This window comes from Streptomyces atriruber, assembly GCF_001418325.1.
In the GTDB taxonomy this organism is placed as follows: domain Bacteria; phylum Actinomycetota; class Actinomycetes; order Streptomycetales; family Streptomycetaceae; genus Streptomyces; species Streptomyces atriruber.
In genome coordinates this window covers 55,864-68,464 of the sequence record NZ_LIPN01000086.1, presented here as the reverse complement: position 1 = coordinate 68,464, position 12,601 = coordinate 55,864, and the positions used below count along the sequence as shown (strand labels likewise).

Genomic DNA, 12,601 nt, shown 5'->3' with positions numbered 1-12,601 from the left:
CGAGGTGCGCCGTGTCGGGCACCCCCGCACCGTGCAGGTCCTGGTCGCCCTCGCCGCCGCCCACCCCGACCCGGCGCTCGCCAAGGCCGTGCGTCGCGCAGCCTTCCAGGTGCATTCAGGAGTGCCATCGACAGCCCTGGTCGGACCGACGGGTGGCCGTGCCGAGCCCTCTGCGCTCCTGTCCACCCCTGGCGGCGAGGAAGGAGAACCTGCCGAACTCTCGGAACCGCCACGCTGCCAAGCCCACTTGACGCTCTTGGACGATAATCCCCATGCCGGAGCTCCTGTACGCCTGAGCGTGGAGTTGGTGGCTGAGTCCACGCATCCCTGGGCCCGCCCAGGTGCCCGGCCCTCACTGGACATCGTGGCCGTGCCGTTGAGCGATGCGGAGGTTGTGCCGGCCACCTTGCTGTACGGCACAGGGACCGCTGGCCCCGCACAGTTCTGCCTCACAGCCGCGGGGCCTGGCACTCACCGGATCCGCTTCTCGTTTCTGCACCACGACACTGGCGTTGTCCTGCAACAGGTGGAGACGGAGCTGGACATCGATAGTCCCGAGCCCACTGAGGTCGGAGAGAGATGCGCGTCGCCGCGCCAGGGGAGGTCCTGAGCCGGTGCCCCGCGCATTGACCCCCTACGTCGTACAGGACCCCAGCGACGGCTTCCGCTTCCTGCCACACCTGGAGACGAAGCCGCCCGATCTTCGCGTCAGTTTCGACGTCCTCGGCAGCGATCGAATTCGGGCACGCATGTCGGGCACGTCAGTCCCTGCGCTCAAGGGAACCGAGCACAAGGCCGACCTGAGCGCCCGGCCCGACGAGGTACGCGGCGCGGCGGCCCGTCTATCCGCCCGCTGGAAAGAGCGGTTCGTCGACTTCCAGCCCGTCGACGACCAGGGCCGAGTCCTTCGAGACCGGTGGCGCCCATATGCAACAGCTGCCGACCTCAGTGCCGAGCCGGAGGACGAACTGCGCCGCGTGGTTGCCGATTTGGCCCGCAGTGGAGAATCCCTGCTGTTCGACACCTTGCTACGCGGAGACGACGTACGGACAGAGATGTTCCGTACCTACCTGCGAGCAGCCTTGTCTCGGGAAGAGCTGCGGGTGCGCTTCGACTCCGATCTTCATCTACCTTGGCCGCTGCTCTGCGCGGCCGAAGAGCCCACCGCGTCCGCGGCGACCTTGGACGCCCTGTTCGCCCGCTTCCTCGGCCACCGGCATCAGATCGAGCACACCGGCGACGCGTACACGTGGATCGGGCCGCCCTGTGCAACTCCGCAACAGCCCGCCGTCAGCCTGAACCACGACGTCCACGTGGGTCGCGCGACCCGGGCGGACGAGGTCGCGAAGGCACTGGCGGGGGGCGCCGAGTGCACCGTTCGCACGACATACGAGGAACTGGCCCGCGACCTGGAGAATGCGGACCTGGACGAGCAATTGACGTACTTCTGGTGCCACGGCGAGTTCATCGACAACAAGCCCGAACCCCACGTCCTGGTCCTCAAACTCACGGACGGCACCCCCTTTGATGGCGACGACGTGCGGGCGCTGCGGGCACGACACCGGCACAGCCGTTTCCGGCCGCTCGTCCTGCTCAACGCCTGCCATGCCGGAATCACCGGAGCGAGCGCGGAGCGTTCCTTCCTCGGGCGCGTGCTCATCGAGCACGGCGCGCAGGGTGTTCTCGGTCCGCAGATCGCGATGCCGCAGGCATTCGCCGCCGAGTACGCGCTTGAGTTCGTCACGCGGTACCTGCGCGGCGAGGCGACCGCCGGCCGGATCGCGCACGAGCTGGCCCGCCACTTCGCCGCCCGGTACCGCACACCCCTTGGGTTCGCCTACGGACTGCACGGCGGTATGGACACCCGTCTGGACCGGGCGAGGGGAGACGCATGAGCCACGCGGTCGCGGTCGCGACCGTAGACCTGGACGAGACCGGCTGGCTGCTGGACGCCGACACCGGTGAGCCGGTGCCCGAGCACCGGCTGCGCGACTACTTCGCGGAACGTCTGGCCCCGCCCTCCTGGGCAACAGACATCCTGGTGTACGTCCACGGTTGGCAGACGTCCCCCGCCTCCGCACATCGCACTGCCGAACGGCTCTTGGCGCTCGTGCACGGCAACCTGGCGACAGTCCCAGCCCGGTATCCAGTCCTGGCGGCCGAGGGCTTCAGCCCCTGGTGTGTCGTGGTGCGCTGGCCGTCGTCCAGCCCAGTCACTCCCGTCGGCTATCGCAGGATCCGGGACCGGGCACACTCAATGGGCGGACGCGACGGAAGCGGACATGCCGCCCACATCCTGGGCCGTCTGCTTGGCTACCTAGACGCCGAGCGCGCCGACCCCGTGGCCGCACCGGTGCTGGCCAACCGTGATGGGCAGTACCTTCACCTCGTCGGACACTCCTTCGGCTGCCGATTCCTGTGCGAGGCGGTGCAGTGGGCGGCAGATGTACAGCTCAACGACACACTCGGCTGGAGCGCAGCGGGCCCCCGACCGTTCACCGTGGACAGCATGCTGTTGTTCCAGATGGCCGCAGGACGCGACGCCTTCCTCTCGCTCTTCCCGTACATCCTGCCGAGCAGCGGGCACGACGGCGCCCCGCTGAGGGGCCCCATCGTCGCCACGTACTCCCGCCACGACCGGGCGACGGGGTTCTGGCATCTGCGAGCCGAACGACAGCCTGGCATCGGGCACTCCGGGATCGGGCCGGCGCCCGCACCCATGTTCACCACACACCTGCTGCCGCTCGACGAGCGATATCCGCTTTCCGCACTCGACCACCGTTTCGTGAACATCGACGCCTCCGACGTGTACGTCCGCGGTCGCCGCCTCAGCCCAGCGGGGGCTCACTCCGATCACGTACGTCCGGAATCCGCCCACCTGCTGCTGAGCCTCGCGGACTACTCGCGATGAGCGGAAGGCGCCGGTCAGAAGGTACGCGCCTCAAGCCTCCGATGCCTGCAGGAGAGCTGGCGACTCTCAAGGGACAAGATCGTGAGACAGACGTGCTGTGGCCCGTGAAGGTGACGGCCGAGCACTTCCATGCCAGCACATCGGAATAAGGCATTCCGATTGAGAACCTGCAGCGAGCGTGCGGTCGCGGTGTCAGTCCGGGGTGGGGAGGCCCTCTCTTCTGAGCCAGTCGCGGGTGTAGGCGTGGAGGTCCGGGGCCGGCCCGCTCCGGGCCAGCTGCAGCGCCTGCCGCGCGGCGGCGTACGCGGACGAGTGGCGGCCGGACTCCCTGAGAGCCAGTGCGTACAGGAGGACCGCCGAGATGTGGGCGTGGGTGTCGTCCTCCACGCTCGCGCGCTGCCGTGCCCGGTAGGTGACCTCGACCGCTTCCTCGGTGCGGTGCAGGGCGAGCAGGGCGTAGACGAGGAGTTCCCGGGCCCGGACCGAGGAGTGCGCCTCGCCTGTCTCGGCCAGCAGGGTGGTGGCGCGCTCGGCGGTCTCGGCGGCCGCCGCGTGGTTGCCGACGCCGAAGTGGGCCAGGGACAGCCTGAGCAGGGTGCGGCCGATGGCCTTCCGGTCCTTTGGCAGGTGTTCTTCGCGCAGCCGCAGGGCTTTCTGGTGGCGGGTGACGGCCCTGGCGTAGTCGGCTGCTTCGTAGCGCTCGGTTCCGGTGCGGTCGAGGGCCGAGGCCAGGATGACGTGTCCTCCGGCGTGCGTGTCCATCGCCACGGCTTCCGTGATGGCGCGCGCCTCGGCCTTGATCCGAGCAGCGGACTCCGTCGCGATGCCGTCCGCCAGTGTGAGCAGCCGGTAGCACAGTTCCCGCCACCGTGCCGAGTCCGGTTCGATGGAGTTCTGCAGGCACCGGTACGCCTCCTTGAGCGACCTCTCGGCGGCGGGACGGCGGTCGAGACGCAGCCGTTCGTGGCCCAGCAGGAGCCAGGACTCGGTGAGCAGATGGTGGTCCTCGGACCGTTCGCTGATGCGGACGGCGGTCAGGAGGGCCTGGATGCTCGTCGAGCCCCCCGCGCCCGTCCTGTAGGCGGTGCGGGCGATCTCGTGCAGCATGGGCACGGCGGTCACCTGGGCCGATGGCGGCAGCGCGTCGACGTGTGCCCGGACGGTCTCGAGCAGACCCCACAGCTGCACCGACGCAGGGTGCTCGAAGAAGGGGTCGGTTGCCTCGATGTCCACCAGGTGGACGAGCCTCGACGCCCCGCCGGTGCCCGTCGGGTCGAGCCCCAGCGCCCCCAGCGTCCAGGTCAGACCCGTCAGGGCCCAGTGGGAGCCGTCCAGGGAGCCCGCGGCGACCGTCGCGACCTTGCGGCACGTCTCGACCAGCTCGGTGGTCTGGCCCCGGTGCCGGTGGAACCTGATCAGTGCCTCCAGCATCCGCAGCACGTCGGTCGTGTGGTCGAAGGTGAGCCCCATGGCGATGGCGGCCTGCAGGTTGGGCAGCTCCTGGTCGAACCAGTCGAGGGCCTGCTGGACGCTGCCCGCCTCTTGCGGCGGGCCGCCGCCGGGTACGACGAGCAGGGCCTGGCCCGCGCGTCGGCCCTCCAGGGCGTAGTGGGTCAGCAGGCGTCTGGCGGGCTCGTCCTGGCTGTCACCGTGGTCCGCGAGGTGTTCGATGGCGTACGCCCGGATCAAGTCGTGCTGGCGCCATTTGCCGGGGCCCGCCTGTTCGATCACGTGGGCGCGGGCCAGTTCGAGCAGCAGCGGCCGGGCGCTGCGCGGGGCGGTGTCCAGGAGGCGGGCGGCGGCCGGGAGGCCGAAGTGCGGGCCGGGGTTGATCGGCAGGAGGCGGAACAGGCGGGCCTGCCCCTTGGTCAGCCGCAGGTAGGAGAGGTCGAACGCGGCGCGTACCGCCCGCTCGCCGTCGTCGAGCAGATCGAGTCGGCCGTGCGCCTGGGCGAGGTCATCGGCGAGGTCGGTCGGCGTGAGGCCGGGGTCGCGGGCCAGCAGGGCCGCGGTGATGTGGAGGGCCAGCGGAAGGTGTCCGCAGAGCTCGCACAGGCGCCGGGTGCCCTCCGGGTCGTCGCGCAGGCGGATGTCCCCCGCCGACAGGAGGTCCAGCTGGTCCCTGATCAGGGAGACCGAGTCCCCGGACGCGAGGGTCCGCAGGTCGAGCGTGCGTGAACCGCGCGCCGCCAGGGTGTGCCGCGAGGTGACGACCACACGGTGGATGCGGGAGCGGGGGAGCAGGTCGGCGATCTGGTCCGTCGTGGAGGCGTTGTCCAGGACCAGGAGCACCGGGCGGTCCTCGGCGGCCCGTTCCGCGAGGAACCGGTGGTACTGCGCCGCGTGCCCCTGGGGGGCGGTGTCGGGCGGCCCCTGCCGGTCCAGGGCGTGGAGCATGGGTGCGTACGCCTGGTGGGGGCGGATGCGGTGGTCAGGATCGGGGGCGTAGCCGTTGAGGTCGACGAAGACCGCGCCGCCGGGGAACCAGCCGCGGGCCACCCCTTCCGAGGCGCTCACCCGGGCGAGTGCCGTCTTGCCGATTCCGGCGAGTCCGGCAACGGCCGAGACGACGACCATGCCGACCGAGTCCGTGTCCGGGGCCAGGATGCCGAGGACCGCGTCCACCTCGGCGTCGCGTCCGACGAACACCTCCGCGACCGTCTCCGCGGCAGGCAGGACGGGCTCCACCAGGACGGCGGTCTCCGTGACCGGCCGGTGGTGGTGCACTTCGTGGACGGTCAGATCGCGGCCGGCCTGCAGGGCGCGGCCGCCCGTGGCGGCGGACGCCGTCTGGCGGACCGCATCTCGCTCGTGGCCCGACGTCACCGGTGCCCCTCCACGCCCATCCCCGTGCCGCCCCCCGTATGGCTGCCCCAGCAGGATAGGGCGCCGTCAGCGGCGGCGGCAGTGAAGATGCCCTACTGATGCGGGAGTCGGGGCTCTTCGGCGGTCGCGGCGACCGGTGCCCGCGACGGCTCGGGCCGCCGTGCCAGTGCGTGCGGCCACCACACCTTCGGGCCCACGTCCAGGAACAGCGCCGTCACCAGCACCGAACGCACGATGAAGGTGTCGAGCAGGACGCCGAGCGCCACCGCGAAGCCGATCTCGGAGAACGCCACCATCGGGAGGGTGCCGAGCGCGGCGAACGTGCCCGCGAGGACGAGGCCCGCCGAGGTGATCACCGCGCCGGTCGCGGCGAGGCCCGTCAGGACGCCCGCCCGGGTGCCCTGGTGGCCGGCCTCCTCGCGGATGCGGGTCGACAGGAAGATGTTGTAGTCGATGCCGAGCGCCACCAGGAAAACGAAGACGAAGAGCGGGAAGTCGGTGGGCTCGCCCGCGTAGTCGAAGAGGTGGCGGAAGGCCAGCGCGCTGAGGCCGAGGGCCGTCGCGAAGGACAGGACCACCGTCGCGATCAGGATGAGCGGGGCCACCACCGCGCGCAGCAGCACGGCGAGGATCAGCAGGACCACGGCCAGGACCAGCGGGATGATCAGCTTGTTGTCGTGGGTCGTGGCGTGCTCCATGTCGACCAGCGCCGCCGTGCCGCCGCCCACCTGCGCGTCGGCGTCGGGGACGGCGTGGGCGGCGTCGCGCACCCGCTCCACGGTCCGCTTGGCGGCCGTGCTGTCGGACGGGTCGGTCAGGGTCGCCTCGAACAGCACCTTGCCGTCGTACAGGGCCTTCGTCCCTGGCGGCCGGGCGACGCTGTCGGGCACCACGCCCCCGGCGTCCCGCACGACGCGGGCGACGGCGCCGCCCTGCGCCCGGTCCGCCACGATCACCAGCGGATCGCCGGAACCCGCGGGGAAGTGCCGTGCGAGGACCTCCTGGCCGGTGATCGAGTCCGGCTTGTCGGTGAACGCGTCGGCGTTGCTGAGGCCGTCCGCCCGCAGTTGCAGGAGTCCGAGCGAGAGCAGGGCCAGGGCGGCTGCCGTGGCGCCCCAGATCAGCCGCGGGCGGCGGTCGATGCGGCGGCCCGTGCGGGCCCACAGGCCGCGCTCGGTCGGCTCGGGGGAGCCGACGTGCGGGATCAGCGGCCAGAAGAACCACCGGCCGAAGATCACCAGGAGGGCGGGGAAGAGCGACAGCATCGCCAGGAGCCCGACGGTGACGCCGATCGCGGCGACCGGGCCGAGGCCGCTCGTCGAGTTCATCTCGGCGGCCAGCAGCACCAGCATGCTCAGGACGACGGTCGCGCCCGACGCGAGGACCGCGGGACCGGCCCGGTGCAGGGCGAGGGCCATCGCCTCGTGACGGTCCTCGTGACGGCGCAGTTCTTCGCGATAGCGAGCGACCAGGAGCAGGGCGTAGTCGGTCCCCGCGCCGAAGACGAGGACCGTCAGGATGCCCGCGCTCTGGCCGTTGACGGTGAGGTCCGCGTGCGTGGCGAGCAGATAGATCAGGGCCTGGGCGGTGAACAGCGCGGTGATCACGGCGAGCAGCGGGGCCAGCAGCAGGGTCGGACTGCGGTAGGTGAAGAGAAGGATCACGATCACGATGCCGGCCGCCGAGAGCAGCAGCGTCGAGTCGATGCCCTCGAAGGCCTCGGCGGAGTCCGCGCCCGTGCCACCGGGCCCGGTGATGTGCACGGCGAGGCCGTCGCCGCCCTCGCCCACCCGCTCCCGGATGGCGTCGACGGCGGGCCCGATGCGCTCCCAGCTCTCGGCGTCCATGGTGATCGGCACGGACACCTGGGCCGCTTCGGGGCCCGTCTTCTCGTCGTACACGGGGCCGCGGGTCTCGGCGCCGCGGATGGCGTGCGCGCGCAGTTCCCGTACCTGGCGCACGTCTTCGGCGATCTGCCGGCGGTCCGCCACGGTGAGGCCGCCTTCGCGGGCGTACACGATGATGGCGGGGATCACCTCGGGCCTGAACTCGGCCGAGATGTCCAGGACTTGGGTCGACTCGGCGGAGCCGGGCAGCCAGGATTCCGCATCGTTCTCCTGGGCGTCGGTGAGCTTCTGCGCCAGTGGTGCCGCGACGATGAGCACCACCAACCAGAACAGCACCACCAGCCACTTGGTGCGCCGCCCGCACACCAGCCACGCGACCCCGCGCCGCTCCTGCCGCCGTTCGTCCGCCATGGCTTCCCCCCGCCTGCCGTGCGCGGTGCCGCTGGACCGTCCAGCATGGCACTCGGCACGCGGTCGCGGGAGCCGCTGTGCTCATGCGGTGGACTGCGGTCGGCGCCGGGCGCCGGGCATGGCAGGCTTGGGGCATGGCCGTGCAGATCAACCCCAGCATCCTGTCCGCGGACTTCGCCCGTCTTGCCGAGGAGGCAGAGGCCGTCGAAGGCGCCGACTGGCTCCATGTCGACGTGATGGACAACCACTTCGTCCCGAACCTCACCCTCGGGGTGCCGATCGTAGAGTCGCTGGCCCGTGCGACGGACACGCCTCTGGACTGCCACCTGATGATCGAGGACGCCGATCGCTGGGCGCCGCAGTACGTCGAGGCGGGCGCCGGATCCGTCACCTTCCACGCGGAGGCCGCCGCCGCGCCGGTCCGGCTCGCGCGCGAGATCCGCGCCAAGGGCGCCCGTGCCTCGATGGCGCTGAAGCCGGCGACCCCCATCGAGCCGTTCGAGGACCTGCTCCCCGAGCTCGACATGCTGCTGATCATGACGGTCGAGCCGGGCTTCGGCGGCCAGGCGTTCCTGGACATCATGCTGCCCAAGATCCGCCGCACCCGTGAGCTGATCGCCAAGCACGGCCTGGAGATGTGGCTGCAGGTCGACGGCGGTGTCTCGGCCGAGACCATCGAGCGCTGCGCCGAGGCCGGGGCGGACGTCTTCGTCGCCGGCTCCGCGGTCTACGGCGCCAAGGATCCCGCGGACGCGGTACGTTCATTGCGCACCCAAGCCGAGGCAAAGACCGCGTCAAGCGCATGGGCGTGCAACCACTGAGCCAAGGGAACGTGAACGCAGTCCGCCAGGGCTGATCAACCAGGCCGGATCTGCAAGGATGAACGGCGAACCCAGTTTGTGAACAGCAGTGAGGAGAGCGCCGTGTCGGCCATGTCGGCGGGTCGGTCAGCCATGCGGATGGGACCCGCGGAGCTGGTGCAGGCGGCGGCCATGGCCCGCCGCTTCTACCTCGAGGGCAAGTCGAAGATCCAGATCGCCGAGGAGTTCGGCGTCAGCCGCTTCAAGGTGGCCCGGGTCCTGGAGACCGCCCTGGAGCGGGATCTCGTACGCATCGAGATCCGGGTGCCCGCAGAGCTGGACGCGGAGCGCTCGGACGCGCTGCGCGCCCGCTACGGCCTGCGGCACGCCGTTGTCGTGGAGTCGCCCGCACCGGCCGACGAGATCGACGAGTCGCCCGACCCGGAGAACCTCGGGGAGGTGGCGGCGGACCTCCTCGGCGAGTTGGTCACCGAGGGCGACGTGCTCGGCCTCGCCTGGGGCCGTTCCACGATCCACATGGCGGCCGCGCTCGACCAGTTGCCGCCGTGCACCGTCGTGCAGCTGACGGGCGTGTACGACGCCGGGACCGCGGAGCGCGGCTCCGTCGAGGCCGTCCGCCGCGCCGCCCAGGTGTCCGGCGGCGAGGCGCACCCCATCTACGCGCCGATGCTGCTGCCCGACCCCGCCACCGCGGCGGCGCTGCGCAACCAGACCGGCATCGCCCGCGCCTTCGAGTACTTCGACAAGGTCACGGTCGCCTGTGTCTCCATCGGCTCCTGGGAGCCGGGGATCTCCACCGTCCACGACATGCTCAGCGACGAGGAGCGGGCGCACTACGCCTCGCTCGGAGTCGCCGCGGAGATGTCCGCCCATCTCTTCGATGCCGAGGGGCGTCGGGTCGGGCGGGATCTCGGGGAGCGGTGCATCACCGTCGAGGCGGACCGGCTTCGGCGGATCCCGGAAGTCGTGGCCATCGCGGGCGGGCAGCGGAAGGCCGCGGCGATCGACGCGGTGCTGAGGTCTGGTCTCGTCACCAGCCTGGTCACGGATACGGCTGCGGCTGATCAGCTGCTCGTTGCCGGGGCTGCGCCTCGGCCCGCGCTGAACCGGGCGGACCCGGACGGCAGCTGAGCCCTGCGGCTCGTGGGGGCTGGTCGCGCGGTTCCCCGCGCCCCTTCAGGCCGCTGCCGTGCCGGGCCTGCCATGGCAGCATCTGTCCCATGTTGTTCAGGTTCATGCCCCGCGTGCCGGCGGCACTGCTGCTCTGTCTCACCGTCCTCGTGGCCGGGTGCGTCTCCTCCGGCGACACCGGCGGAGACGCACCCGCCTGGGCCCGTGGCATGGCCACCGTGCGGGCCGACCGGCTGCCCGCCGAGGCGCGGCAGACGCTGCGCCGCATCGACGACGGAGGCCCCTTCCCGTACCGGAAGGACGGCACCGTCTTCGGCAACTTCGAGCGTGAGCTGCCCCGGCAGAAGCGTGGCTACTACCACGAGTACACCGTGCGCACGCCCGGCGAACGGGACCGCGGGGCCCGGCGGATCGTCACCGGGAGCGGTGACGAGGTCTACTACACGGACGACCACTACGCGTCCTTCAAGGCGGTGCTGAGGTAATGGCCGACAATGCCGGCGGGAATCCGCTCGCGCCCGTGCTGGAGGCCGTGCGCGGCGCGGGCTGGACCACCACGACGCTCTCCCTCTCGGGGGTGGCGGACAAGGCCGCCTTCATGGAGCGCTGCGCCCGGGACCTCGCGCTGCCCGACTGGTTCGGGCGCAACTGGGACGCGCTCGCCGACTGCCTCACCGACCTCTCGTGGGCGCCTCCCGCGCGCGGGAGGCTGCTCGTCGTCTCCGGATGGCAGGCGTACGCGCAGGAGGCGCCGGGGGAGTGGCGGATCGCCCAAGAGGTGTTCGCCTCGGCGGTCGAGCACTGGCGGGGCGCGGAGGATGCCGAGGCGCGGCTGGAGATCGTTCTCGCCCTCGGGGCCGTCGACACGGAGCGTGGCGGGCGTTGAACTGGTTGTTCCGCTTCGGCGGCGTACTTGGATGATCGGACCAGGGGCCTCCCCGCCCGCCTGGGTGATCGTCCCAGGCGGCACAACCCCGGCGGCATGGGACAATGAAGTACGTGCTTTCCCCCCCGGCCCAACTGTCCGGGGGCCACCTCTGATCGACTGGGATGAGCAGCACGTGCGCTTCCTCAATGACATCCAGCCTGCGTACGACCTGACGTACGACGACGTCTTCATGGTCCCGAGGCGCTCCGCCGTCGGATCCCGCCAGGGCGTGGACCTCTCGTCGCCCGACGGCACCGGCACCACGATTCCGCTGGTCGTCGCCAACATGACCGCGATCGCCGGCCGGCGCATGGCCGAGACCGTCGCCCGCCGCGGCGGCCTCGTCGTCATCCCCCAGGACATCCCGATCGAGGTCGTCACCGACGTCATCTCCTGGGTCAAGACGCGCCACCACGTCCTGGACACCCCGATCGTCCTGGCGCCGTCGCAGACCGTCGCGGACGCGCTCGCCCTGCTGCCCAAGCGCGCGCACGACGCCGGGGTCGTCGTCGACGCCGACCAGAAGCCCGTCGGTGTCGTCACGGACGCCGACCTCAGCGGCGTCGACCGCTTCACGCAGCTCTCCGAGGTCATGTCCAAGGACCTGCTACTCCTGGACGCCGACATCGACCCGCGCGACGCCTTCAACAAGCTGGACGCCGCCAACCGCCGCTACGCCCCCGCCGTGGACAAGGACGGCCGCCTCGCCGGCATCCTCACCCGGACGGGCGCCCTGCGCGCGACGCTCTACACCCCGGCCGTCGACGCCAACGGCGGGCTGCGCATCGCCGCGGCCGTCGGCATCAACGGCGACGTGGCGGGCAAGGCCAAGCAGCTCCTCGACGCGGGCGCCGACACGCTCGTCGTGGACACCGCGCACGGCCACCAGGAGTCGATGATCGCCGCGGTCAAGGCCGTGCGCGCGCTCGACCCGCAGGTGCCGATCGTGGCGGGCAACATCGTCGCCGCCGAGGGCGTCCGCGACCTGATCGAGGCCGGCGCCGACATCATCAAGGTGGGTGTCGGTCCCGGCGCCATGTGCACCACGCGCATGATGACCGGTGTCGGCCGCCCGCAGTTCTCCGCGGTGCTCGAATGCGCCGCCGAGGCCGCGAAGTTCGGCAAGCACGTGTGGGCCGACGGCGGTGTCCGGCACCCGCGCGACGTCGCCATGGCGCTCGCCGCGGGCGCCTCGAACGTCATGGTCGGCTCCTGGTTCGCGGGCACCTACGAGTCCCCGGGCGACCTCCAGCACGACGCCCAGGGCCGTGCCTACAAGGAGTCGTTCGGCATGGCCTCCGCCCGTGCCGTGCGCAACCGCACCTCCGACGAGTCGGCGTACGACCGCGCGCGCAAGGCGCTCTTCGAGGAGGGCATCTCGACCTCCCGCATGTTCCTCGACCCGGCCCGGCCGGGCGTCGAGGACCTGATCGACTCGATCATCGCGGGCGTCCGCTCGTCCTGCACGTACGCGGGCGCGGGCTCCCTCGCGGAGTTCGCCGAGAAGGCCACGGTCGGCGTCCAGAGCGCCGCCGGTTACGCGGAGGGCAAGCCGCTGCACGCCAGCTGGAGCTGACCCGTCCCACCTGTACGAAGGCCCTCGCGGTGCGTCCGCGGGGGCCTTCGGCGTGCGTGCGGCGAGCGGCGGAACGCAACGGACGAAACGGACCGCGCAACGAAGAGACGCATATGACGGAAGTGCGCAATGATCATCCGTCGGTACGCA

Annotated in this window: 9 protein-coding genes; 7 read left to right on the top strand and 2 right to left on the bottom strand. The window is 71.3% G+C overall.

What is annotated here, in order from left to right:
- Positions 1–614: 614 nt before the first annotated feature.
- The gene (locus tag AOK03_RS09950; protein ID WP_055564817.1) at positions 615–1,895 is read left to right on the top strand and encodes a CHAT domain-containing protein; all 1,281 of its coding nucleotides are present in this window, start codon (positions 615–617) and stop codon (positions 1,893–1,895) included.
- On the top strand, positions 1,892–2,911 hold the full coding sequence (locus AOK03_RS09945; RefSeq protein ID WP_055564816.1) for a hypothetical protein: 1,020 nt from the start codon (positions 1,892–1,894) through the stop codon (positions 2,909–2,911). Before AOK03_RS09950 ends, AOK03_RS09945 begins: the two co-directional genes overlap by 4 nt.
- A 192-nt stretch (positions 2,912–3,103) precedes the next feature.
- On the opposite strand, the gene AOK03_RS09940 is transcribed toward AOK03_RS09945, so the two are convergent.
- Positions 3,104–5,737, bottom strand: coding sequence for an ATP-binding protein (locus AOK03_RS09940; RefSeq protein ID WP_055564815.1), 2,634 nt, complete (start codon positions 5,735–5,737; stop codon positions 3,104–3,106).
- Positions 5,738–5,829: 92 nt separating this feature from the next.
- A complete protein-coding gene (locus tag AOK03_RS09935; protein WP_055564814.1) occupies positions 5,830–7,995 on the bottom strand; it encodes an MMPL family transporter in 2,166 nt (721 codons plus the stop codon).
- A gap of 134 nt (positions 7,996–8,129) precedes the next feature.
- Between AOK03_RS09935 and rpe the strand changes: the two genes are divergently transcribed.
- The 5 genes from rpe (at position 8,130) to AOK03_RS09910 (ending at position 12,451) form a co-directional block, all read left to right on the top strand.
- On the top strand, positions 8,130–8,816 hold the full coding sequence (gene rpe / locus AOK03_RS09930; RefSeq protein ID WP_055564813.1) for a ribulose-phosphate 3-epimerase: 687 nt from the start codon (positions 8,130–8,132) through the stop codon (positions 8,814–8,816).
- 78 nt (positions 8,817–8,894) lie between these two features.
- The gene (locus tag AOK03_RS09925; protein WP_055564812.1) at positions 8,895–9,947 is read left to right on the top strand and encodes a sugar-binding transcriptional regulator; all 1,053 of its coding nucleotides are present in this window, start codon (positions 8,895–8,897) and stop codon (positions 9,945–9,947) included.
- Between the two features lie 89 nt (positions 9,948–10,036).
- The gene (locus tag AOK03_RS09920) at positions 10,037–10,432 is read left to right on the top strand and encodes a guanyl-specific ribonuclease (RefSeq protein ID WP_055564811.1); all 396 of its coding nucleotides are present in this window, start codon (positions 10,037–10,039) and stop codon (positions 10,430–10,432) included.
- On the top strand, positions 10,432–10,833 hold the full coding sequence (locus tag AOK03_RS09915) for a barstar family protein (RefSeq protein ID WP_055564810.1): 402 nt from the start codon (positions 10,432–10,434) through the stop codon (positions 10,831–10,833). The genes AOK03_RS09920 and AOK03_RS09915 overlap by 1 nt, the downstream gene beginning before the upstream one ends.
- Before the next feature lie 175 nt (positions 10,834–11,008).
- Positions 11,009–12,451 (top strand): GuaB1 family IMP dehydrogenase-related protein, encoded by a 1,443-nt coding sequence (locus tag AOK03_RS09910; protein WP_055564809.1) that lies wholly within the window; start codon positions 11,009–11,011, stop codon positions 12,449–12,451.
- Positions 12,452–12,601 lie beyond the last annotated feature (150 nt).